19 protein-coding genes are annotated in these 22,108 nt (G+C 69.1%); 9 read left to right on the top strand and 10 right to left on the bottom strand.

Annotation, left to right across the window (positions count from 1 at the left end):
* Positions 1–18: 18 nt before the first annotated feature.
* A complete protein-coding gene (locus ACEXHE_RS02965; RefSeq protein ID WP_374784648.1) occupies positions 19–699 on the top strand; it encodes a metal-dependent transcriptional regulator in 681 nt (226 codons plus the stop codon).
* A gap of 195 nt (positions 700–894) precedes the next feature.
* Here ACEXHE_RS02965 and ACEXHE_RS02960 read toward each other — a convergent pair whose 3' ends face one another.
* The 4 genes from ACEXHE_RS02960 to ACEXHE_RS02945 all read right to left on the bottom strand — a co-directional run bounded on the left by ACEXHE_RS02960 (position 895) and on the right by ACEXHE_RS02945 (position 5,383).
* On the bottom strand, positions 895–2,100 hold the full coding sequence (locus ACEXHE_RS02960; protein WP_374784647.1) for a hypothetical protein: 1,206 nt from the start codon (positions 2,098–2,100) through the stop codon (positions 895–897).
* A gap of 248 nt (positions 2,101–2,348) precedes the next feature.
* The gene (locus tag ACEXHE_RS02955; protein WP_091696820.1) at positions 2,349–2,681 is read right to left on the bottom strand and encodes a helix-turn-helix transcriptional regulator; all 333 of its coding nucleotides are present in this window, start codon (positions 2,679–2,681) and stop codon (positions 2,349–2,351) included.
* Between the two features lie 3 nt (positions 2,682–2,684).
* Positions 2,685–3,815, bottom strand: coding sequence for a tyrosine-type recombinase/integrase (locus ACEXHE_RS02950; RefSeq protein WP_374784646.1), 1,131 nt, complete (start codon positions 3,813–3,815; stop codon positions 2,685–2,687).
* Between the two features lie 587 nt (positions 3,816–4,402).
* On the bottom strand, positions 4,403–5,383 hold the full coding sequence (locus ACEXHE_RS02945) for a GlxA family transcriptional regulator (protein ID WP_374784645.1): 981 nt from the start codon (positions 5,381–5,383) through the stop codon (positions 4,403–4,405).
* A gap of 126 nt (positions 5,384–5,509) precedes the next feature.
* Between ACEXHE_RS02945 and ACEXHE_RS02940 the strand changes: the two genes are divergently transcribed.
* Together ACEXHE_RS02940 and ACEXHE_RS02935 are read left to right on the top strand one after the other, a co-directional pair.
* Complete coding sequence (locus tag ACEXHE_RS02940) at positions 5,510–6,133, top strand: isochorismatase family protein (protein WP_374784644.1); 624 nt, start codon at positions 5,510–5,512, stop codon at positions 6,131–6,133.
* Positions 6,130–7,197: an LLM class flavin-dependent oxidoreductase gene (locus ACEXHE_RS02935; RefSeq protein ID WP_374784643.1), complete on the top strand. Its 1,068-nt coding sequence runs from the start codon at positions 6,130–6,132 to the stop codon at positions 7,195–7,197. The genes ACEXHE_RS02940 and ACEXHE_RS02935 overlap by 4 nt, the downstream gene beginning before the upstream one ends.
* Before the next feature lie 16 nt (positions 7,198–7,213).
* Here ACEXHE_RS02935 and ACEXHE_RS02930 read toward each other — a convergent pair whose 3' ends face one another.
* Positions 7,214–7,633, bottom strand: a complete 420-nt coding sequence (locus tag ACEXHE_RS02930; RefSeq protein ID WP_374784642.1) for a GNAT family N-acetyltransferase — start codon at positions 7,631–7,633, stop codon at positions 7,214–7,216.
* A 125-nt stretch (positions 7,634–7,758) separates the two neighbouring features.
* On the opposite strand from ACEXHE_RS02930, the gene ACEXHE_RS02925 reads away from it, so the two are divergent.
* Genes ACEXHE_RS02925 through ACEXHE_RS02915 form a run of 3 tightly spaced genes read left to right on the top strand, consistent with a single transcriptional unit; the run spans position 7,759 to position 10,131 of the window.
* On the top strand, positions 7,759–8,100 hold the full coding sequence (locus ACEXHE_RS02925) for a single-stranded DNA-binding protein (protein WP_091696832.1): 342 nt from the start codon (positions 7,759–7,761) through the stop codon (positions 8,098–8,100).
* A 42-nt stretch (positions 8,101–8,142) separates the two neighbouring features.
* Positions 8,143–8,931: a DUF4259 domain-containing protein gene (locus ACEXHE_RS02920; RefSeq protein WP_374784641.1), complete on the top strand. Its 789-nt coding sequence runs from the start codon at positions 8,143–8,145 to the stop codon at positions 8,929–8,931.
* A gap of 39 nt (positions 8,932–8,970) precedes the next feature.
* Positions 8,971–10,131, top strand: a complete 1,161-nt coding sequence (locus ACEXHE_RS02915; protein WP_374784640.1) for a MalY/PatB family protein — start codon at positions 8,971–8,973, stop codon at positions 10,129–10,131.
* 6 nt (positions 10,132–10,137) lie between these two features.
* On the opposite strand, the gene ACEXHE_RS02910 is transcribed toward ACEXHE_RS02915, so the two are convergent.
* Together ACEXHE_RS02910 and ACEXHE_RS02905 are read right to left on the bottom strand one after the other, a co-directional pair.
* The gene (locus ACEXHE_RS02910; protein ID WP_374784639.1) at positions 10,138–12,357 is read right to left on the bottom strand and encodes an FAD-dependent oxidoreductase; all 2,220 of its coding nucleotides are present in this window, start codon (positions 12,355–12,357) and stop codon (positions 10,138–10,140) included.
* Between the two features lie 9 nt (positions 12,358–12,366).
* Entirely contained in the window at positions 12,367–14,526 is a 2,160-nt protein-coding gene (locus ACEXHE_RS02905; protein ID WP_374784638.1) for a S9 family peptidase, read from the bottom strand.
* Between the two features lie 179 nt (positions 14,527–14,705).
* Here ACEXHE_RS02905 and ACEXHE_RS02900 point away from each other — a divergent pair, with 179 nt between their 5' ends.
* From ACEXHE_RS02900 to ACEXHE_RS02890, 3 genes are all read left to right on the top strand, one after another.
* Positions 14,706–15,185: an NfeD family protein gene (locus tag ACEXHE_RS02900; protein WP_091696844.1), complete on the top strand. Its 480-nt coding sequence runs from the start codon at positions 14,706–14,708 to the stop codon at positions 15,183–15,185.
* A gap of 80 nt (positions 15,186–15,265) precedes the next feature.
* Positions 15,266–16,498 carry an SPFH domain-containing protein gene (locus ACEXHE_RS02895; RefSeq protein ID WP_091697112.1) on the top strand — a complete coding sequence of 411 codons (1,233 nt, stop codon included), beginning with the start codon at positions 15,266–15,268 and terminating at the stop codon, positions 16,496–16,498.
* An 83-nt stretch (positions 16,499–16,581) separates the two neighbouring features.
* Entirely contained in the window at positions 16,582–16,929 is a 348-nt protein-coding gene (locus tag ACEXHE_RS02890; RefSeq protein ID WP_091696847.1) for an RNA polymerase-binding protein RbpA, read from the top strand.
* Between the two features lie 160 nt (positions 16,930–17,089).
* Here the strand turns inward: ACEXHE_RS02890 and ACEXHE_RS02885 are convergent, their stop codons facing one another.
* From ACEXHE_RS02885 to ACEXHE_RS02875, 3 genes are all read right to left on the bottom strand, one after another.
* Positions 17,090–17,821, bottom strand: coding sequence for a polyprenol monophosphomannose synthase (locus ACEXHE_RS02885; RefSeq protein WP_374784637.1), 732 nt, complete (start codon positions 17,819–17,821; stop codon positions 17,090–17,092).
* 109 nt (positions 17,822–17,930) lie between these two features.
* Positions 17,931–18,974, bottom strand: a complete 1,044-nt coding sequence (locus ACEXHE_RS02880) for a hypothetical protein (protein WP_277245101.1) — start codon at positions 18,972–18,974, stop codon at positions 17,931–17,933.
* Positions 18,971–22,090 (bottom strand): DEAD/DEAH box helicase, encoded by a 3,120-nt coding sequence (locus ACEXHE_RS02875; protein ID WP_374784636.1) that lies wholly within the window; start codon positions 22,088–22,090, stop codon positions 18,971–18,973. The genes ACEXHE_RS02880 and ACEXHE_RS02875 overlap by 4 nt, the downstream gene beginning before the upstream one ends.
* Positions 22,091–22,108 lie beyond the last annotated feature (18 nt).

The raw sequence follows: 22,108 nt of genomic DNA, 5'->3' as shown, positions 1-22,108 counted from the left end.
TTGGGTAGCGTGGCCGGCATGGATCCGAGCGAGCTCACCCCGGTGGCCCAGGACTACCTCAAGGTCATCTGGTCGGCCACCGAATGGGGGGACCCTCCGATCACCACCACGGCCCTGGCCGCCCGGTTCGGCACCAGCGCCCCGAACGTCACCGACACCGTCAAGCGCCTGGCCGGCCAGGGGCTGGTCGAGCACCGCCCGTACAAGCCGGTCACCCTCACCGCGGCCGGACGCGACTACGCCGTGGCCATGGTCCGGCGCCACCGACTGCTCGAGACCTTCCTGGTCATCGCCCTGGGCTACGCCTGGGACGAGGTCCACGAGGAGGCCGAACGCCTCGAACATGCCGCCTCCGAGACCCTGATCGAGCGCATCGACGCCCTGCTCGACCACCCCGTCACCGACCCGCACGGGGACCCCATCCCCACCGCCACTGGACACGTCCACCGCCCCGCTCAGGCCACCCGGCTTAGCCACGCCACTCCGGGGCCCTACACCGTGGCCCGAGTCTCCGACGCCGACCCGGGCCGGCTCGCCCGCTTCCGGGAGAAGAACCTCCTGCCGGGCCAAGTCCTGCACATCACCGACCGACACCCCGATGGCACCCTCACCGGACTGCTCGGCCGACCCCGCGGACCGATCGATCTGGGTCTCGAGGAAACCACCGCCATCTGGGTGACACCCGCTCCCGGTCCCTGACGAACGACACCTCACTAGCCAGGCAGACGACCTCCTGCTCAGGACCTGGCCCGAGGAACCCCAGGAGCGTGATCCGCATCTTCACGATGTGCCAGAAATGCACATGGTTAATCTTCAAGTGCTGGCCTGACGTATTCGTGACCGGCGTATTCTCTCGATTCCAGAGCGGGAGCGGGCTACGCGGGGAGCCCAAGGTCAGAGATCGGTGCTGCGGTGGTTGATGTAGTCGGTGAAGGTGGCGCCCGCGTCGCGGCGGTGTTTGTCGGTGACTTGGTAGCTGTAATTGAGGGCGTCGGCGACGATGGGCGCGGGCATTTCCAGGACCAGGGCCCGCAGAGAGGCGTTGCGGGCGCCGAGCAGGTCGATGCCTCGCTCACGCAGGCGGCTCATGATGGTGTTCTGGTGCAGGTGTTCTCCGGGCCTCATGCCGGGGAAGAGCCAGGTGTTGGCCCGGTGCGCGGAGGTGTTCGTGTGCGGCAGCGCGTCAAGATGTGCCCGCACGATCCTGTCGAACGGGGGCGGGATCTGGAGTCGGTCGTCGGTGAAGCTCACGGTGAGCTTGCCCTCGGTGTCGTGGATCTGTGCCAGGCGCATCCGCGAGATGCGGGTGAGCGATTGACCGTAGAGCAGCAGGAACAGAGCGGCGACTTGCAGTGTGCCCGGGATCTGAGTTGAGGGTTCGGTGAGGGTCCGGAGGTGTTCCAGCCGCTGGGCCTGGCTGATGACAGGGGTGGCCTGGGCGATGCGGTAGGGGAAATCCACGGTGGGCAGGTGCCCGTGCTCGACGGCCCAACGCACGAAGCCCCGAGCCAGACTCCGGGTGGTGGGCCCACCGGCCAGCCAGGCGTCCACGTCGTGCTGAGTGCATTCCGCGGGGCTGTGTCCGCGGGCCCTGAGGTGTCCCAGCAAGCCGATGGCCATGGTGATGGACTGCTTGGCGGCCAGGAAGGTGCCCTTCTTCAGGCCCTCGGTGGCCTGAAGGTGATGTATCCGGTTCAGGTGCACCCAGAGGGCGTACTGCCGGATGATCCGGGCGTCCTCGGCGGGCAGGGCGCTGACCTTCGTCTCGAGCCAGGACTGGAAGCGTTCGATGTCCAGGTTCACCGGCTCCAGTAGTTGGTGCTCGAGGCACAAGGCGCGCAGGAAGGCGACTTTGCCGGGGCAGGGGTGCTCCTGGAAGGTCTGGTGAGTCAGGGGCAGCCGGCCTTGGGCCAGATCCCGCAGCAATTGTTCGGCGTGCCGGTTAATGGTGAGCCAGATCCGGGCGCTACGGGCGTGCTTCTGGCCGGTCAGGGCGGTAAACAGGGGGAGCAGTGGTGCAGCGATGGCCCCGGTGCCATCGTCGAGCAGCACGGTGAGGTCATCGGCCAGGCAGCAGTGGGCGCAGAGTCCGGTGCGCACGAACTGGTCCTCGCGCCCGCACCGGGTGCAGTGGAAGTCGGCCGGGATGCTGGTGCAGTCGGCGCAGGCCGGGGCGCCGTCGAGTAGCCCGGGCAGTAGGCGGTGTTGGGCGCAGCCGGGGCAGGTGCCGTGCAGGCGGGTGGCGCGCTGGTAGCAGCGCCGGCAGATCCGCCCCCCGGGCCAAGTGGCCGCGAACCTCACCCCAGTGCGGTCGCAGCGGGCGCAGGGCCCGATGAAGGCCGGCCGGCTCATTCGGGCCGGTGAATGCGGGCCCTGATCGGGCGGATGGCGTCTCTCTTCGCGGTGCTGGCCTCGGTGCCGGTGGCCTGGTGCCGGACCGGAGTGGCCACCACCGTGGTGGGGCAGAGATCTTCGAAGCTGCACTCCAACACGTCCAGCAGCGCCCCGAGCAGAGTCAGGTTCATCCGCTCCGGGGTGGCCCCGAGCAGCCGGTAGAGCTGGGAAGACGACAGGCTCACCCCGCGATCGTGCAGGTGGGGGATGAGCTCGGAGAGGTTGTTCATCCCCCGGGCGGCCATGACCTCCCGCAGCCGCCAGGTGTACTCCACGTGCCGTTTCATGGGTCAGTACTCCTTGCTGGTGGTCATTGCGGTCGCGGCCATCCGGTGGACGGCCCCGTCCACGACCCGGGCCCGGTAATCGGGGGACAGGCCGGTGTAGATCGAGGTCGTCGAGGCGTGCTCGTGGCCGACCTGTTGCTGGATGAAGAACGCGTCGTAGCCGGCCTCGATCAGGTGGGTGACGTAAGACCGGCGCAGCGAGTGGAAGTCCAGGTCATCATCCAGCCCGGCCTCCCGCTTGACCTCCTTGAAAGCCCGGCTCAGCGAGTCCGCGGCGATCGCCGCGGTGCCCCGCTCGCTCGGCCACAACCAGGTCGAACGGGCCGGGGCGTACAACGGGCGCACCTGATCGGTCCATTGCCGCAGGCATTCCACGGCCCAGTCGAACTCCGGCACGGTCAGCACGCTGCGCCGCTTCGGCGGGGAACCGCGCATGGCCTTGCCGTGCCGGACGTAGATAATTCCCGCGTTGCCGAACTGAGGTGCCCGCGGATTGGTGGCGATGTCGACCAGGTCCAGGCAGCGGACCTCGTTGCGGCGCAGCCCCCACGCGTAGGCGACCTTCATGATCGTCGCGGTGCGGAACGCCGGGATCCACCCCTTGGCCCCGGCCTGGCGAATGCGCAGCACCCGGTCATCGGCGCAGTCGAAGAGGTCCTCGAGCTCGTCCCGGGTGTACGGGCGCTTGCCCGGGGTGGCCACCGCATCCTGGGCGTGACGGGCGGTGTTCCACTCGTGGAAGACCTGCGCCGGGTGCTCACCGAACCGCTCCCAGCACTGCTCGCCCCACCCATACGCCGGGTCCGTCAGGTACTCCAAGAACATCCTCAGCGCGTTCTGGTACCCCAGCACCGTCGACCGGGCCGCACCCTTGACCGCCCGCAGCTCCAGGAAGAACTCGTCCACCACCGAGGCCGTCCACTGCCACGGGTAGGCCTCGGCGAACCGCCGGAACCGCATCACCGTGGACCGGCGGCCCTCCACCGTGCCCGCCGAGAGGTTCCGGGCGAACTGCTGGGCCGCCCACCCGTCCAGCATCGCCACCCACACCGTCTCGGCCTCGTTCAGCACGCCCGTCCCGCAGCGCAGCACCAGCGGAACACTGCCGACCGGACCGACCTCAGGCGTTCGCATAATGAGCGAAATCTTCGCACTAACCGCGAACCACCGTCAATGCTTGCCGTAAACCGCTGGTCAGCCCGGTGTTCTTGGCCCCTGTGTCCGGACATCGGTGTACTGCAAGTGCTCCGCGGCCCGCTCAGAAACCGATCTCCAGCGCTCCGTCATGGGGGAGTCGTCCCAACCGGCGGATTCGCAGAAATCGCCAACATGCCATGGTCGAGATGACATAAGGTAGATTATCGGCGTTTGGGAACGGGTCCAGGCAGGGGCTGGGTGGACCAGTGTGTCGCGGTGGTCTGCTGATGCAGTGCGAGTGACGGGCGGCCGTCCTGGTGGACGTGGGTGCTGATCGCGTCAGGCCGGGTGGTTCTCCGGGGCATTTCACGCACGTGCGGCGCTGAGTGAAGCCATGGCCGATAAGAACGCTCGGTCAGGAACGTTGCGGTTCACCAGCATTCAGCCCACTCGAGCGTCAGCACCGCCTCAAGGGGCAGGCTGGTCATCCTGCCCTTCGCTCTGCACTCAGCCAGGTGCGTTCTCTCACGTCTAGCTTTACATCATTCAAACGCAGGGTGCTGGGATGGTCGACGCTGAGCTGTTCACTCAGGATCCCTGCGGTGATCAGACCGGGCGGTGAATCGTCGCCGATACTCCGAGGGTGTCGTCGAGAAGGCCGCACCGAAGTTCTGCCGCATGGTGATCGGGCTGGAGAACCCGCACTCGGCCGCGATCTGATCGATCGGCAGGACCGTCAATTCCAGCAGACGCCGGACCTCATCCAGGCGGCGGGCACGCAGCCAGGCGGCCGGCGTCGTGCCGGTCACCTGCCTGAAGGCCCGGATGAAGGTGCGCCTGCTCATGTGGGCCGCGGCAGCGAGGTCGTCGACCGTCAGGGGGTCCTGCAGGTGCGTCAACGCCCAGTCCAGGGTCTCGGCGATCGGGCTGGACTCCTTCTTCTTCTTCGGCAGGACCGGGCGGTCGATGTACTGGGCCTGCCCTCCCCCACGGTGCGGTGCCACCACGAGGCTCCGTGCCACCTGATTGGCGGCCTCCGCGCCGAGTCGGGTGCGCACCAGGTGGAGACAGGCGTCAATGGCCGCGGCCGTCCCCGCGGAGGTCAGCACGTCCCCATGGTCGATGTAGAGGACGGTCCGGTCCACGGCGATCTCAGCATGCCGACTGCTGAAGTCCTCCAGCGCCTGCCAATGGGTCACCGCCGGGCGTCCGTCCAGCAGTCCAGCCTCGGCCACGGCGAAGGCCCCCAGGCACAGCCCCGCCACGGAGGCACCCCGGCCGTGAGCTGTACGCAGTGCCTGGGCCAACCTGGCAGAGGGCGGCCTGTGGTCCTCATGCCAGGCAGGGATCACGACGACGTCGGCAGCCGCCGCTGCACCCAGGTCCTGCAGGCCCTCCACCCGGTACCCCTCAGCCGTGCGGATCGATCCGCCGTCCTCGGTGAACAGGACCGTCTCCCACGGGGCCAGCCCCAGACGTGCGACCTCGCCGAACACCATCTGAGGCACCGACAGGTGGAACATCGTCACGCCCTCGACGCCATAGACCGCGATCCGCACGCTCATTCCCCTCTCTGTGGCCCGAATCCATCATAGGTATGCACGCGTGCCACTGGCAGTCAGGGGGTGGACCCCGGGATGCTGGATGGACTGCGTGAGATCCGCACCCTGACGAACTGGAGGTCCCACCCCATGACTGCACCCCGCCGCGCCCTGATCGTGGTCGATGCCCAGCAGGAGTACTTCACCGGACTGCTGCCCATCCAGTACCCACCGCGGGAGGAGTCGATCCAGCGGATCGCCGACGCCATCCGCGCGGCCGAGCAGCACGGGGACCCGGTGGCCGTGGTCCAGCACTCCGCAGGTGCGGGCGCGCCGGTCTTCAACCTGGAGGCGCCCGAAGGGCAGCTGCATGACGCCGTCGAGCAGCTGCGATCGGAGGACTGGAAGACCGTGGTCAAGCAGTTCGGTTCGGTCTTCCCCGGGACGGATCTGCTGGACTGGCTCCGCGAGCGGCAGGTCGACACCATCACCCTGGTGGGATACATGACCAACAACTGCATCATCGCCTCCGCCAGCGACGCCGAGGTCCACGGCCTGGCCGTGGAGGTCCTCTCGGACGCCACCGGGGCCATCGATCTGGCCAACGCCGCCGGTGCGGTGAAGGCAGAGACCGTCCACACCACGCTGATGGCACTCCTGCACTCCAACTTCGCCGCCGTGGCCTCCACCTCGGACTGGGTCACTGCCCTGGAGGTCGGTGCGCCTCTGGCCACGAGCAACCTGGTCGAGTCTGCTGCCCAGGGTCGCGCATGATCCGGCCGCATCCGCAGGGCACGGCTCCGTTCGTCCTCTCCGTCCTCGACAATGCGATCACCGGCAAGGGCCATACGGCGCAGGAGGCCTTCGCCGGGGTGATCGACCTGGCGTGCGCCGCTGACCGTCGAGGTTTCGAGCGGTTCTGGATGTCTGAGCACCACGCCATGCCGGGTGCCTCCACGTCGTCCCCGCAGCTGATGGTCGCTCGGCTGATCGGAAAGACCGAGCGCATCCGTCTGGGTGCCGGCGGGATCATGCTGCCCAACCACGTCCCGCTGGTGATCGCCGAGCAGTTCGGCATGCTCGAGGCCCTGGCGCCCGGACGGATCGATCTGGGACTGGGCCGAGCTCCCGGGACGGACGGTGCCACCGCCGCGGCCCTGCGTCGCCACCAGGGAGCCAACGAGCAGTTCCCGGATCAGGTGGACGAACTCTTCGCCTTCCTGGAGGACACGCATCCCCCAGGGCATCCCTACGGGCGAGTCCATGCGGTGCCGGGGCCCTGGCAGTCTGAGCAGAACCATGTCACGGGCTCGGACTCACTCCCCCAGATCTGGATCCTGGGATCCTCGGTGTACTCCGCCCAGTTGGCCGCGCGGCTGGGACGTCCCTATGCGTTCGCCCTGCAGTTCGGCAGTGCGGACGTGGTGAGCGCCATGCAGATCTACCGCGAGCAGTTTCGTCCCTCATCTGTGCTGGAGGAGCCGTACAGCCTGCTCAGCATCGGGACGATCGCCCTCGACGACCCGGCTGAGGCCCGCCGACATGCCGCCACCTCGGCCATGGGCATGATGCGGATGTTCCTCGGCCAGGGCTTCTCCATCCCCCATCCGGACGACGTGGAGAGGATGGCCTCCGGGGTGCGCGAGGGACAGTTCATCCGGGAGTGGACGGAACGCACCCTGCACGGCACGGCAGCGGATGTCGCCCACGGACTGGAGGCGCTGCATCAGCACACCCAGGTGGATGAAGTCATGCTGGTGACCGGTGGCCACTCCCGTGAGGTCCACACCCGCACCCTCGAGCTGATCGCAGACCACTACAGCCTGCCCGAGCACTGAGTCTCTCCGGGGTGTCTCACCCGTCGAACCGGACGTAGGCACGCACCGGCGACGGGCCGACGTCGTGGGTCTCGGTGAAACCCAAGGCCGTGTAGAAGGCGCGCTGGGAGTCATCGTCGTCGGTCAACAGCACCTTCTGGCGCACAGCGGCGAAGGGCTCGAACGCCGCCTGCACCAGTGTCCGGCCGATGCCGCGCTGGTGCAGGCCAGGGTGGACCAGCACGTCCTGCAGGTAGGCGATGGTGGCGCCGTCGCTGATCACCCGTGTCGGCCCGGCCAGTCGGTCCCCGTCCCACGCGCAGACCACGTGCGAAGAGCCGTGCAGCGCACGACCCAGCGTCTCAGGATCGCTCGTGTAGGCACTCCAGCCCACGGAGTCGTACAGGGCGAGGACGCTCTCCATCGGAGGGGCGTCAGTGGTGAGGGCGAAGGTCATGGGTGCCGCTGTATCGGGCGACTCCCCGGCCCGCCCTTCCTGCACAGGGTCCCGGCGACCTGGAGTGGTCACCAATTCCGCCTCCGCGTCTCCCGCGCACAGTCTCGTCGCGTCACGCTGATGCCATGACATCTGACCCGACACCACCCGTGAACGAGGTCCGCCTGGCCGGCAAGGTCAGCGGCGAGCCCACTGAACGGGAGCTGCCCAGCGGGGACCTTCTGGTCCAGTTCCGCCTGGTGGTCCCCCGCCCGCAGCGGAAGAAGGGGCCCGACGCCGGCTCACGCGCCTCCGTGGACACCATAGACATCGCCTGTTGGACGGCTCGCACACGCGCATCCGCAGTGAGATTCACCGACGGACTGCAGGTGGAGGTGAGAGGCGCCCTGCGCCGACGCTTCTTCGCCACCGGGGCCGGACGGGCCTCCCGCTACGAGGTCGAGGCGGTGCGGGTCCGGCGGCGTTGACGGGCCCGTTGACTCGGGCCGAGCTTGCTCTAGCCTGGCCAGATGGGTGTATGGGGACCAGCGATCTTCTCGGACGACACAGCCAGCGACATCCGCAACGAGTACCGCGAGCTGCTCGAGGACCAGGTGCCGGACGAAGAGGCCACCCAGCGGATCCTCCACCGCTACCAGGACCTCGACGACGACGAGGTGCATGTCCTGTGGCTGGCCCTGGCCGCCGCGCAGCAGCAGGCGGGACGCCTCGAGGATCGGGTCAGGGACGAGGCACTGCGGATCATCGACACCGGCGAAGGCCTCGAGTATTGGGCTGAGGAGGCTGACGACGGTGATGGGGCGGACCTGAAGAAGCGCAAGGCCGCCCTGCAGGCCCTGCGCACGAAGCTGACCGCGCCCCAGCCGTCCCGGAAGAAGACCCGTCGGCCGTACCGGCCCACCACGGACTTGGTGCCCGGAGACCTGCTGTCCTACACCCCTGAGCAGGGCGCCACCCTGGTGTTCCGGGTCATCGGCATCGAGAGCAACCGGCACTTCGAGGCACCGGTCATGCAGCGTCTGGACTGGTCCGAGCACACCGCACCGACCTTCGACCAGGCGGTGGCCCTGCCGAACCATCCTGGTGCCCCCAGGCCGGACGGAAGTGTCGATGACTGGTGCATCTGCGCGGGCAGCGGCCGCACGAAGGACCCGGACTGGCAGGGCATCGGCATGCAGCACCTAGGTCGGCAAAAGGTCTGGACGGCAGTCGACGACGCCCATTACTCCTTCGCGAACTGGGCGTTCTACGCCACGCAGTTCGAACACCCGTTCGCCCAGGAACGCCTGGGCAGCTGAAGCACCCGCACCACGCCGACTCTCTGACACGATGGACGCATGACAGCCACTCCCCTCTTCGACCTGACCGATGACCAGCTCCGCTCACGGGCGAGCGTCAAATGGGGCACCGTCGGATCGGAAGTGATCCCGGCCTGGGTCGCCGAGATGGACGTGAAGATCGCCCCGGCCATCACCGAGCGGCTGCAGCAGGCCCTGGACGCCCATGACACCGGGTACCCCGGCGAGGTAGCCGGCCTTCAGTCGGCTTTCGCGCGCTTCGCCGCCGACCGATGGAAGTGGTCGCCGCGCCCTGAGGATGTGACCGTCCACGTGGATGTGGCCAGTGCTTCCGCCACCGTCATGTCCCACCTGGCCGGCCCGGACCGCGGCGTGGTCATCATGCCTCCGGTCTACAACAACTTCTACACCTGGGTGGAGCACGCTGGACTGCACCCGGTGGAGGTCCCCCTGCTCGATGTCGCCACCGGTGGACGGATGGACCTGCAGGGCGTGCGCCGGGCGCTGGAGGACGGCACCCGGATCATCCTGCTGTGCAGCCCTCAGAACCCCCTGGGCCGGGTCTACACCGGTGAGGAGCTCGCCGCGCTGGCCGAGCTGGCCGCAGAGCACCACGCCACGGTCATCTCCGATGAGATCCACGCTCCCCTGGTCCACTCGGGCGTGGAGTTCGTCCCCTACCTCACCGTCTCGGATGCGGCCCGGACGACCGGGATCGCCGTCCATTCAGCGTCCAAGTCCTGGAACATCGCCGGGCTGAAGTGCGGACTGCTCGTGCGCTCTCCGCAGGGCCCCTGGCCAGAGCAGGTGGACCCGGCGATCACTCAGACCGAGGCAGGCCACTGGGGTGTCCTGGCCGCCGAGGCCGCGTTCCAGGACGGAACTGAGTGGTTGGACGAGGTCGTGCAGCACTTCGAAGACCAGTCCCAGCACCTGGTCGCCCTACTCGAGAAGCATCTGCCCGGAGCCCGCTGCCTCCCGCCGCAGGCCAGCTTCCTGGCCTGGCTGGACTTCAGCCCGCTCGGACTGGAGGACCCCGCGCAGTTCTTCCTGGACCACGCGCAGGTCATGCTCTCCCCCGGCGAGATCTTCGACCCCTCCTGCCGTGGCCGGGTCCGGCTGAACATGGGGACCTCGAGGGAGCGTCTCGAACGGATCATCGCAGCCATGGGCACCGCCTGGGCCGACCACCGGAACTGACCGAGCCTAGAGCTCGGCGGCCACGCGGGTGGCCTGCTCGATCGCTCGCTTGGCGTCCAGTTCCGCGGCCACATCCGCCCCGCCCACCAAGGTGTACGGCACCCCGGCCTGGTCCAGTCCTGCGGTCAGCTCCCGGCAGGAGACCTGACCGGCACAGATCACGACGTCGTCCACCTCCAGCACTCTGGCCGCGCCGGGAGTGCTCGGAGACTCAGCGGACACGAACGGCAGATCGGCGATGGCCGCCTTGCCCGCCTCCACCACCCGCTGAGCCTGACCTGCCAGGCCAGCCGGCCGTCGTCGGGAGCTCTCGGCCTGGACCGTCAGGTGCAGCCCCAGATCGTCGATCCGTTCGTAGGTGGCACCGGTGATGAACTCCACGCCTCGAGCCTTGACCGCCGCCCGGTGCACCCATCCGGTGGTCTTGCCCAGCCCGGCCCCCATCTTGGAGGTCTTGCGCTGGACGAGGTACACCTGACGCGGTGAGGGCTCCGGATGCGGCTTCTGCACTCCGCCGGCCGTGCTGAAGGAGGCGTCCACGCCCCAGTCGCGCTGCCACTCCCCCAGCTCCTGGGGTTCGTGGGCGGACGTGTGCGCCTGGAACGGGCGGTCCTCTGAATGCGGTTCAGTGAGCAGCTCTGCGACATCGAATCCGATGCCGCCGGCGCCGATGATCGCCACGCGCGGCCCGATCACCGCCTTGCCGTCCACCACGTCCGCGTAGGAGTGCACGTTCGCCCGGTCAGCGCCCGGGATGTCCACCTCGCGGGGCAGCACCCCGGTGGAGAGGATGACATGGTCATACCCACCCCCGGCGAGTTCCTCAGCGGTCGCGCGCCGCTCCAGATGCAGGGCCACCCCGGTGTCCTCGATCCGCTGCCGGAAGTACCGCAGGGTCTCGGCGAACTCCTCCTTGCCGGGGATCTGCCGAGCCAGACGGAACTGCCCGCCGATCTGCGCACCGGCCTCGAACAGGTCCACCTGGTGGCCCAGTGATGCAGCGGTGGTGGCGGCGGCCAGACCCGCCGGGCCGGCTCCGACCACGGCGATGCGGCGGCCCGTGGGGGTTGGTGCCGGTGTGCCGGAGATCGGGCGCACCGGCAGCAGCTTCCGGAACGGCTCCTCGGTCTCGCGTCCGGCCCGCGGATTCACCAGGCAGGAGGCGTTCCTGTGCTGGAAGGTGTGGTCCAAGCACGCCTGGTTGCAGGCGATGCAGGTGTTGATCCGCTCCGGGGACCCGGCCTGCGCCTTGAGCGCCCAGTCGGGATCGGCCAGGAACGGGCGGGCCATGCTGACCAGATCGGCCTGGCCCTCGGCGAGGATCTGCTCGGCGGTCTGGGGCATGTTGATCCGGTTCGAGGCGGCCACCGGGACGGACACGACCTCCTTGACCCGGCGGGTGAAGTCCACGAACGCCGCCCGCGGCACGGAGGTGACGATGGTGGGCACGCGCGCCTCATGCCAGCCGATGCCGGTGTTGAGCAGGTCCACGCCTGCGGTCTCCAGCGCCCGGGCCAGGTCCAGGGTCTCCTCCAGGGTCTGACCGTCCGGCACCAGGTCCACCATGGACATGCGGAAGGTGATCAGGAAGTCCGGCCCGGCCGCGGCGCGGATGCGGCGGACGATCTCGGTGGCCAGCCGTCGGCGCCGTGCGGGGTTGCCGCCCCAGGCATCGGTACGGTCGTTCGTGCGAGGGGAGAGGAACTGATTGATCAGATAGCCCTCCGAGCCCATGATCTCCACGCCGTCGTACCCGGCCTGCCGGGCGAATCCGGCCGCCCGCACGAAGTCCTTCACGGTCTGCTCCACCCCGCGGGTGGACAGCGCCCGAGGAGTGAACGGGGTGATGGGCGACTTCCGGCGAGAGGCGGAGGCGATCAACGGGTGGTATCCGTACCGGCCAGCGTGCAGCAGCTGCAGGGCGATCCGCCCACCGGCCTGGTGCACGGCCTCGGTGATCACCCGGTGCTTGCGGGCATCGCGTGTCGAGCTCATGGTCCCCGAGGTCGGATCCAGCAGACCGGTCAGATTCGGGGAGAACCCGCCGGTGACGATCAGCCCCACTCCCCCGCGTGCACGCTCGGCGTAGAACGCGCCCAGCTTGGAGTAGTCCTGCCCCCGGTTCTCCAGGCCCACGTGCATCGAGCCCATGATCAGACGGTTCGGCAGCTCCACACCGCCCAGTCGGATGGGTGTGAACAGGTGAGGGTATGCGGCGGAGGTCATGCGGCTATGTTACTCACTGGTAACCGCCGTGTCTGCCTCCCCGCCGTTGCGTGCAGTCGGCAGGAACCGAGCCCACCACCTGAGCTGATGCTCGAACCGCGCCTGCCGGTGCCACGGGGTGCCGGAGCGGGAGAGCTCGTGGTTCTCACCGGGGAAGATCAGCAGTTCAGACTCCACGCCCTGGGCCCAGAGCGCGTGGTAGTACCGCTGGGCGTGTTCGAGCGGACAGCGCAGATCGTCCTCGGAGTGGATCACCAGGGTGGGTGTCCGGACCCGGTGGACCTGGGCCAGAGGGCTCTGGCGCTCCACGGTCGCACGGTCCGTGCCGAAGTACTCGGGGGTGAAGAACCAGCCGATGTCGCTGGAGCCGAGCGCCGAGAGCGGATCCAGGTAGCCCCGCTCCACGATCGCTGCCGTGAACCGGTGGTCGTGCGCGGTGACCAGGGCGGTCATCAGTCCACCGTAAGAGCCGCCCATCACCCCGAGCCGCTTCTCATCCATCACGCCCACACCGGTCGAGCCGAACTCGGCCAGGGCCCCGTCCAGGAACCCGAGGATGTCCTGCAGGTCCACGGTGCCCATGGCGTGCTTCACGGCTGCACCGTGGGCGGCTCCATAGCCGTTGGAGCCGCGCGGATTGCACATGACCACGGCGTACCCGGCCTCCACCAGCACCTGGGTCTCATCGAACCAGTCGTGCGTGTACTGCGCATAGGGGCCGCCATGGATGTTCAGCAGCACCGGATGCGGCCCCTGCCCCTCCGGCACGAAAACCCAGCCGTGGACCCCCTGGCCGTCCGCGGAGGCATAGGTCCGTTCCTGCCCCAGAGCCACCGTGGTCTGCTCCCGCAGCGGTCCGTTCGGGTCGAACAGCGTGGTCAGTCCGGTCCCCCGGTGCTGGATGCCCACCTGGCCCGGCGAATCCGGGGTGGCGTAGGAGACGGCCAGGGTTCCACCGGCCTCGGAGGCACCCACCACGGACCCGGGCATCTCCACCAGCACCTCGGGCTGGCCGTGGTGGGTCATCCACACCAGCACGGTGCGTCCGCGGTCCTCGGCCAGCGCGAGCACATTGTCCTGTCCGGACAGGCGCAGCGGCCCGCCGGAGCAGTTCATGGTCTCCAGATCCGTCAACAGGCGGGGAGCCAGCCCCTGCGCCGGCTGCTCCCACCCCTCGGCCGCCTGCCGCACGGCATTCGCGGCCGAGAGCACATAGACACCGGTGTTCGAGGCCACGAACTCCTGGCCTGACTCCCCCAGGTCCGAGCCGAGCAGGTACAGCCACTCGCCGTTGCGGGAGACACAGGCACCGTCGAAGGAGAGGGTGCCCGCCGTCCCGCCGGCCACCAGCCGCACCGGTCCCGACGACGGCCCCTCACCTGCCGCGTCCACCTTGCCGGAGGCGGGACGTGCCTCCAGGACGGCCACGGCTGAGCGCAGATCCCTGCCGAATCCGGCGGCCGGAGTGGTGGTGAAGAAGATGTGCCGGGAGTCAGCGGCGTAGACCGGATCGTGGGCCTCACGCTCACCATCGGTGAGCTGACGCGCCTTCGGGAACCGGCCGTCGTCGTGCCTGTCCTTGTCCTTCTCCTCGGACCGTGCCTTCGCGGCCCTGCCACGGGGCTCGAAGACCGGCTCCTCGTCCAGGTCCGGCACGGCGATCTCAAACAGGCGCGGCAGCCGGTCGGCAGTGTAGCCGAGCCCGTTGATCCGGTAGTCGGGGCCGGTGACCAGCCGCGGGTCCTCCTGCGCGGCGCTGACCCCCTCCACTGTTCCGTACCGTCCCTCCTCCGGTTCGGCCGAGGTGAAGCACAGCCACGAGTTGTCCGGGGACCAGTTGAACCCGCGAACGCCCAGGTGTCGATCCGTCAGGATGCGTGCCTCACCGCCACCCACCGGTAGGACAGCCAGCTGGGGCGCAGATCCGGGAGCGCTGCGCAGGAAGGCGATCATGGACCCGTCCGGGGAGAACCGAGGACTGGTGTCCGCATATCCACGGGTGAGCCGGCGTGGCGGACTCGACTGGTCGGTGGGGACCAGCCAGAGCTGTCCGGTGTACCCGTCAGTGCCGAAGTCGGCTCGGGAGGTGGCCACCACCAGCTGACGACCGTCCGGGGACAGGGACGGGGTGCCGGTGGAGACGATGAGCTCAAGCTGGTCAGGACGCATGGGACCACATTAGATCCCCACCGGAGGTCACGATGCGGTTCCGTCTGCGTGCGGCGCATTGTCCCGCCCTCATGCTCAGGGCAGGATGGGAGGACGCGCGCAGAGCAGCGCCGCGTCTCGATGCCCGGCATCGAGGAACCGACCGGCGGCACAACCCCCGCCAGGAGAGGACAGCACCTGTGGGCGACTGGATCGGCGAGAACCTCTGGGCCCTGTGGCTGACCCTGGCCGTCGCCCTGGCCGTGGTCGAGGTCCTGGTGCTGGACCTGATCTTCCTGATGCTGGCCGCCGGATCTGCTGCAGCGCTGGCCACCGCACTGGCCGGAGGCGACCCCTGGCTGCAGATCGCGGTGTTCGCCGCGGTCTCCCTGCTGATGCTCGTGGTGGTCCGCCCCACCGCGCTCAAGCACCTGAAGAAGGGCAGCCCGGACCAGCTCACCAACGCCGACGCCTTGCCGGGACGGACCGTTCAGGTGCTGGAGGAGACCACCGCCACCACCGGTCTGGTCAAGGTGGACGGAGAGATCTGGACCGCGCGTGCCCCGGAAGGCCAGACCATACCGGCCGGCAGCACCGCCGAGATCGAGACCGTGGACGGGGCCACCCTGCGCGTGGCCGCCCAGCCGGAGATCGACTGGGACTCCGGCCGCACCGCCTGAACCGGCACAGAGACATCCGAGCCGGCGCCCCTGACGTCGGCCACAACACGCGGCAGACCAGCCGCAGGAGGGACGTGACGGTGGAAGTCATCATCGTGCTCATCGTCGTCGCCGTCGTGGTGGGGATCATCCTCGCCCGCGCCGTGAGGATCGTGCCCCAGGCACGCACCGGCGTGATCGAACGGCTCGGCAAGTACCAGCGCACCCAGGGGGCAGGCCTGACCCTGATGGTGCCGTTCATCGATCGCATGCTGCCGCTGATGGACATGCGCGAGCAGGTCGTCTCCTTCCCGCCGCAGCCGGTCATCACCGAGGACAACCTGGTGGTCTCGATCGACACCGTGGTCTACTTCCAGGTCACCGACGCCAAGACCGCCACGTACGGCATCGCCAACTACATCCACGCCGTGGAGCAGCTGACCACCACCACCCTGCGCAACGTGGTGGGCGGGATGAATCTGGAGGAGGCCCTGACCAGCCGCGACTCCATCAACAACCAGCTGCGTGGCGTGCTGGACGAGGCCACCGGCAAGTGGGGCCTGCGGGTCTCGCGCGTGGAGCTCAAGGCGATCGACCCGCCGCTGTCCATCCAGGACTCCATGGAGAAGCAGATGCGTGCCGAGCGCGACCGCCGTGCTGCCATCCTGACCGCGGAGGGCACCAAGCAGTCCGAGATCCTCACTGCCGAGGGGCAGCGCCAGGCCGCCATCCTCGCCGCCGAGGGCGACGCCCAGGCCCGGATCCTGCGGGCCAACGCGGAGGCCGAGGCCATCCACTCGGTGTTCGAGGCGATCCACGAGGGCCGACCGGATCCGGACCTGCTGGCCTACCAGTACCTCCAGACCCTGCCCAAGCTGGCCGAGGGCGACTCCAACAAGCTCTGGATCATCCCCTCCGAGTTCACCGACGCCCTGGGGCGGATGGGTGCGGCCTTCGGCGGCGACCAGCTGCAGAACCTGGCCCAGGCCGCCACCGGCGGCTCGCGCCGCGCCGAGCCCCAGGAACAGGCCGAGCCCGACGACGGCCAGGACCAGAGTGCTCAGGTCACCTCCGGCAAGCGCAAGACCCCCCGTCCGACCACGGCGGCTGAGCTCTCGAACTCGGGACTGAGCATCGCCCAGGTCACCGACACCTCGCTGGAGGAGGCACTGGCTCCGCCTCCGGAACTGGACGAGCACCACTCCTCCACCGCCGAGGCCGCCCTGAACGCCCCCACTGATCCGGAGCACCACCGCCCCGCCGCTCCGCAGCGTGATCCTGAGGTCCACCTGGATCAGGACGAGCACGGGCGTGGGAACAACCCCGGACTCTGAGGCGTTGGAGACGGTAGACCCCGGTAGACTCGAGGGTCGACGTCGTACCGCCCTGCTGACCGCGGGGCCGGAAGGGAGAACGAATGAGTGACCGCAGCCTGCGCGGCATGCGCCTGGGCGCACAGTCCATGGAGTCTGAGGCCGGAGTCGAGCCGGCACCGCGTCAGCAGGTCCGCTACCGGTGCGAGGACGGCGAGGAGGTGGCCGTCTGGTTCTCCACGGAGGCCGATGTGCCCGCCACCTGGACCACCAAGACCGGCAAGGAGGCTCTGCTGGTCAACGGTGAGAAGCCGGAGCCGGGCAATGAGAAGCCGGTCCGCACCCACTGGGACATGCTGCTGGAGCGCCGCAGCGTGGAGGAGCTCGAGGAGGCCCTGAAGGGTCAGCTCGCCAAGCTCCGTGAGCGCCGCGGGGAGACCGCCGGCGCCTGAGCTGGCCCCCCCTCAGACAGCGAAGAACCCCGGCAGTCCCTCACGGACTGCCGGGGTTCTTCTGAACACAGGCTTTCCCCACTCAGATCACGTGCACGCCAAGTGCTGAATCCGCCCGGCGTGTCGCGACATCTTCTGCGCACGTGATCTGTGGTGTGACTCAGCCGCGGAGCAGAGACTGCAGCTTCTCCCACCGGGCGGCCAGACCCCAGAGGGTCACGCTGGCCACAGCCTCGGCGATGATGTCTCCGCTCATCTTGGACTCACCGAACTCTCGCTCCACGAAGGTGATCGGCACCTCCACGATCCGCTTGCCCAGCTGAGCGGTGCGGAAGGTCATGTCCACCTGGAAGCCATAGCCTCGGGACTGCACACCGGCCAGGTCGATCTGCCGCAGGGTGTCCGCGCGGTAGGCGCGGTAGCCGGCCGTGACATCCGTCAGGTCCAGGCCCAGCATCAGCCGGGGGTACAGGGAGCCGGCGGCGGAGATCAGCTTGCGGTGCATCGGCCAGTTGACCATCTTCCCGCCCGGGGCCCGGCGCGAACCGATGACCAGGTCGGCACTCTGGATGGCCTCCAGCAGTCGGGGCAGCTGCTCAGGCTGATGGGATCCGTCCGCGTCCATCTCCACCAGGACGTCATAGCCGCGGTCCAGCCCCCAGCCGAAGCCGGCGATGTAGGCCCCGCCCAGGCCGTTCTTCTCGGTGCGGTGCAGCACATGGACGTTCTCGTCCTCGGCGGCGGTCTGGTCTGCCCAGCGTCCGGTGCCGTCTGGCGAGTTGTCGTCCACCACGAGCACGTCGACCTCCGGCACGGCGGCGCGCAGGCGTCGCAGGGTCAGCGGCAACGACTCGATCTCGTTGTACGTGGGAATGATCGTGAGCACTCGCATCAGCGGGGCAACCCTCCACAGGCTTGATCTCAAAGGTCTGGACCGGCGGCGAAGGCGTCAGGGGAACTCCTGTGGCCGGTGGGCACTGGTGGTCCAGTATAGGACGGGGTCAAGGAAACTCCGGGGATCGGTGCACTGTGGTTCCGCCCACGACGGTGGCCAGCAGCCGGGGCTCGGCGCTCTGGGCGTCCAGCACCGGCAGCAGCGGCGTCCCGGCACGGGTGTCCGTGCTCCAGGCTGAGACCCGTCCATCTGGGGCCTGGACGCTGAGGGACTCGACCTCCCACACGGCGAAGGTGGCGGGCGAGGAGGGGGCCAGCCGCCCAGCCATCTGCTGGTCCGGCTGCACGGATCCCGCCGGCAGCACGCGCAGTCCAGCGCGGGTGGCCACGGTGAATCCGCCTCGAGCCGAGATCCGCTGCTGAGCTTCGGGGTGCTCCAGCAGTGCGCGCACCAGTCGCCACGGCTGCGGGTGCTGGTCCCCTGATCCCCAGGAGACGGGGACACCGGCGGCCAGCAGTGCCCCGACCGGTGCGGCCACGGCACCATCCTCATCCGGGACGACGGTGACGGACACGCCCAGGGTGGACAGTGTCTGCACCTGGTCGCTGGAGAGTCCCCCGTTCCAGACCAGCCGATGACCGGCCCGTCCCAGGGCGGCCGCCCCCAGGTCCTGGGTGAGCTCGCTCAGGATCCGCAGCAGGGTGGCCACCGACTCGGAGTCCTGCGGGATGACCACGGTCTGCGCGGCGCGTTCCGTGGTCGCTCGCAGCACTCGTGCCGTCTCCTCACCCCCAGCGTCACCGGTGGGCATCTGCCAGCCGACGGCGACGTCGTCGGGAATCTGGTCTGCTGTGGCGACCTGCTGGTAGGTGACCTGAGGGTCAGCCGAGGCCGGTCCGGCGGTCAGGAACACGCCAGCCTCCGCGCCGTCGCCCGAGGCCCGGGTGGACCAGGAGTCCACGAACGCCGGGGTGACCAGGGCCCCGTTCAGGTCCACGGTCTCCTGGTCGGTGACGCCGGTGGCGCGCAGCATGCGCTCGGCAGAGTCGTCCGCTCCCACCCAGGCGATCAGGCCGTTGTCCACGATCATCGCCGTGGCGTAGGGGTCTGCGACCGAGTGGATGACGCCGTTGAGGTAGAGGGTGCTCATTCACCCAGGCTATCGACAGAGGAGAAGGAGACCACGCCGCGGCGGACGAGATCTGCCGCACGTCGGCACTGGCGGGGCAGGCCGGGGTGGCCCGGGACGTTGGCCATCTGGTCCAGCACGTCCACCACCTGACGAGCCCACCGCACGAAGTCGCCGGCGGCCAGGTCCGATCCTTTCAACGCCTCGGCCAGACTGCGTCCCCGCGCCCACCTGTGGATCGGCCAGACCAGACCGGGGTCCGGCTCCGGGGTGGGCTCGAGCTGGGCACCGCGCTCGGCCAGCTGCAGCTCGTGCCAGATCTCTCCGGCGGAGTCGAGGGCGTCCTGGAGCCGGGGCGTGGGCAGCTGCGGCACACCGGCGCTCTCCTCCCCCTTGGCGTCGAACACCAGCAGTGCCGCCAGCCCGGCCAGCTCCTCGGGGTTCATGGCATCGGCCACGCCGTCCTCCAGCAGCAGTGAGGTCAGCAGGTCCCGCTCCCCGTAGATCCGGCGCAGCGTCTGCCCCCGCGCCGTGACACCCTGATGCCCGGCCGGCGCACCCTCCAGCGGACCGGCGTCGCCGACCTCGGGATCCACGTAGCCGTAGGAGGTCAGCAGCTGGACCAGCCGGTCGAAGGTGCGGGCGATGGTGTTGGTCCGTCCGGCGATCCGGCTGTTGAGCTGATCCACCTCTCGGCGCAGCTTCCACCACCGCTCGGCCCACCGGGCGTGCTCTTCACGGTCCTTGCAGCCGTGGCAGGGATGGCGCTCCAGGGCCCGGCGCAGGTCCGTGATCCGGTCCTGCTGACCGTCGTCGCGGAAGCGGAACCCAGAGGCGGTCCGGCCCCCGGGTGCCGGACGATGCTCCCTCACGGCCGCCCGCATGGCCGAGGCGATGTCCTTGCGCTGGGTCGGCGTCTTGACCTGGATGGTCTGGGGCAGCTTCGCCCCGGCGATGGGAGTCACCGGCTCCACCAGGTCCTCCACGCCGATCCGGCGCAGCTGGGCGTCGTTGGTGATCACTCCGACCCGCGGGTTGGAGGGATTGCCGGCGGGGAAGACCACGACGGCGGTCCCCACCTTCCGCGGCCCCGGCACCTCGATCACGTCTCCGGGCAGCAGGTCCACCAGGGACTGCTGGGCGGCCCGGCTGCGGGCGCGGTTTCGGCCCTTCGAGTCCTTCTTCTCCGCTTCGGCCAGCTCCTTGCGCAGCCGGGCGTACTCGGTGAAGTCCCCCAGGTGGCAGGTCATGGACTTCTCGTATCCCGCCATCGACTCCTCGCGACTGCGCACCTCCCGGGCCAGGCCGACCACCGAGCGGTCGGCCTGGAACTGGGCGAACGAGGACTCCAGGATGGCCCGGGAGCGTTCCAGTCCGAACTGGGCGATCAGGTTCACGGACATGTTGTACGTGGGTCGGAAGGAGGAGTTCAGCGGGTAGGTGCGTCGGGAGGCCAGTCCCGCCACGGCCGCGGGATCCAGCCCTGGGCGCCACAGCACCACGGCGTGGCCCTCCACGTCGATCCCTCGGCGTCCGGCACGCCCCGTCAGCTGGGTGTACTCCCCCGCCGTGATGTTCACGTGGGACTCGCCGTTGAACTTCTCCAGCTTCTCCAGCACCACGGTGCGCGCCGGCATGTTCACGCCCAGGGCCAGCGTCTCGGTGGCGAAGACGACCTTGACCAGTCCGGCACCGAACAGCTTCTCCACCACCTCCTTGAACGGCGGGAGCATGCCCGCGTGATGTGCGGCGAAGCCACGCGAGAGTCCGTCCCGCCATCCCCAGAAGCCCAGTACGTCCAGGTCCTCGGCCGGCAGTGACTGGGCGGCCTCGTCCACCACGTGCTGGATCTGCTGCTTCTCCCCCGGTGTGGTCAGGTCCAGTCCGGCGGCCAGGCACTGCTCCACGGCACCATCGCAGCCGGCCCGGGAGAAGATGAAGGTGATGCACGGCAGCAGTCCCTCACGTTCGAGCACCCGGACCATGGTGGGACGGGAGACGCGCAGGGGGCTGCCACCGCGGTGACCTCCCTGGCTGCGGTCATCGGCGCGGTACCCACCCCGGGCACCCTCGCCTCCCCGAGAGTCGAAGCGTGCGGTGACCTGACCGCCACGGTGAGCGGCCGACGTCGTCCCTCGGCCCTGGCGACCTTCGTCCTGGTGGCCACGGCGTCCCCGGCCGCCCTGGGGACCGCGGCCCTTCTGGCCGCCCTTGGTCCGGCCCCTGGGGCCCGATCCGCGTCCGTCCCGATGCTGGTGGCGCCCTGGGCGGCCCCAGTCCGAGCGTTCATCGCGGCGGCGCTGATCCTCCGCCAGCTGGGCCAGCTCCGGATTGAGCACCAGCCGGTCCTGGGCCGCGGCCTGGTCCTGCGGCGCGTCGGACTCGGGCGCGGCGGCATCGAAGGCGACCTCCGTGGCGAACAGGTCATAGAGCGTGCTGCCGGCCATGATGTACTGCCACAGCGGGACGGGACGGTGCTCGGAGACCACCACCGAGGTGGATCCACGCACCGTGTCCAGCCAGGCGCCGAACTCCTCGGCGTTGGAGACGGTGGCCGAGAGGGAGACCAGCTGCACGTGCTCGGGCAGGTGGATGATGACCTCCTCCCACACGGCGCCGCGGAACCGGTCGGCGAGGTAGTGCACCTCGTCCATCACCACGAACCCCAGGTTGCGCAGCGTCTCCGAGTCCGCATAGAGCATGTTGCGCAGCACCTCGGTGGTCATCACGACGACGTCCGCGTTGCCGTTGATGGCCGTGTCACCGGTGAGCAGTCCCACCTTCTCCGGCCCGTACCGGGCCACCAGCTCGGTGAACTTCTGATTGCTCAGCGCTTTGATGGGAGTGGTGTAGAACGCCTTCTGTCCTCGGGCCAGGGCCAGGTGGATGGCGAACTCGCCCACCACGGTCTTGCCGGCGCCGGTGGGTGCAGCCACCAGCACGCCGTGACCCTGCTCCAGCTCCTGACAGGCCTCACGCTGGAACGGGTCCATCTCGAACCCGAGCATCCGGGCGAACTGGCCCAGTTCGGTCCGGGACTCAGCGTTGCGGCGTCGTGACGCGGCGTAGCGCTCGGCGGGGCTGAGGTCCTCCTGGGAGGGGGCATCCTGGGGGCTGCGGTCCGCGGGGGTCTCCATGCCGTCAGCCTAGGACAC

Source organism: Micrococcus sp. IITD107, from assembly GCF_041927415.1.
Taxonomy (GTDB): Bacteria; Actinomycetota; Actinomycetes; order Actinomycetales; family Micrococcaceae; genus Citricoccus; species Citricoccus terreus.
This window is presented reverse-complemented; position numbering and strand designations above follow the sequence as displayed.

Excerpts from the sequence above, each read along its gene's own strand:
- ACEXHE_RS02885 (WP_374784637.1), bottom strand. The coding sequence starts at position 17,821 with ATGCGAGTGCTCACGATCATTCCCACGTACAACGAGATCGAGTCGTTG.
- ACEXHE_RS02935 (WP_374784643.1), top strand. The coding sequence starts at position 6,130 with ATGATCCGGCCGCATCCGCAGGGCACGGCTCCGTTCGTCCTCTCCGTC.
- ACEXHE_RS02965 (WP_374784648.1), top strand. The coding sequence starts at position 19 with ATGGATCCGAGCGAGCTCACCCCGGTGGCCCAGGACTACCTCAAGGTC.
- ACEXHE_RS02875 (WP_374784636.1), bottom strand. The coding sequence starts at position 22,090 with ATGGAGACCCCCGCGGACCGCAGCCCCCAGGATGCCCCCTCCCAGGAG.
- ACEXHE_RS02920 (WP_374784641.1), top strand. The coding sequence starts at position 8,143 with ATGGGTGTATGGGGACCAGCGATCTTCTCGGACGACACAGCCAGCGAC.
- ACEXHE_RS02955 (WP_091696820.1), bottom strand. The coding sequence starts at position 2,681 with ATGAAACGGCACGTGGAGTACACCTGGCGGCTGCGGGAGGTCATGGCC.
- ACEXHE_RS02945 (WP_374784645.1), bottom strand. The coding sequence starts at position 5,383 with ATGAGCGTGCGGATCGCGGTCTATGGCGTCGAGGGCGTGACGATGTTC.
- ACEXHE_RS02915 (WP_374784640.1), top strand. The coding sequence starts at position 8,971 with ATGACAGCCACTCCCCTCTTCGACCTGACCGATGACCAGCTCCGCTCA.
- ACEXHE_RS02905 (WP_374784638.1), bottom strand. The coding sequence starts at position 14,526 with ATGCGTCCTGACCAGCTTGAGCTCATCGTCTCCACCGGCACCCCGTCC.
- ACEXHE_RS02880 (WP_277245101.1), bottom strand. The coding sequence starts at position 18,974 with ATGAGCACCCTCTACCTCAACGGCGTCATCCACTCGGTCGCAGACCCC.
- ACEXHE_RS02890 (WP_091696847.1), top strand. The coding sequence starts at position 16,582 with ATGAGTGACCGCAGCCTGCGCGGCATGCGCCTGGGCGCACAGTCCATG.
- ACEXHE_RS02925 (WP_091696832.1), top strand. The coding sequence starts at position 7,759 with ATGACATCTGACCCGACACCACCCGTGAACGAGGTCCGCCTGGCCGGC.
- ACEXHE_RS02930 (WP_374784642.1), bottom strand. The coding sequence starts at position 7,633 with ATGACCTTCGCCCTCACCACTGACGCCCCTCCGATGGAGAGCGTCCTC.
- ACEXHE_RS02940 (WP_374784644.1), top strand. The coding sequence starts at position 5,510 with ATGACTGCACCCCGCCGCGCCCTGATCGTGGTCGATGCCCAGCAGGAG.
- ACEXHE_RS02950 (WP_374784646.1), bottom strand. The coding sequence starts at position 3,815 with ATGCGAACGCCTGAGGTCGGTCCGGTCGGCAGTGTTCCGCTGGTGCTG.
- ACEXHE_RS02910 (WP_374784639.1), bottom strand. The coding sequence starts at position 12,357 with ATGACCTCCGCCGCATACCCTCACCTGTTCACACCCATCCGACTGGGC.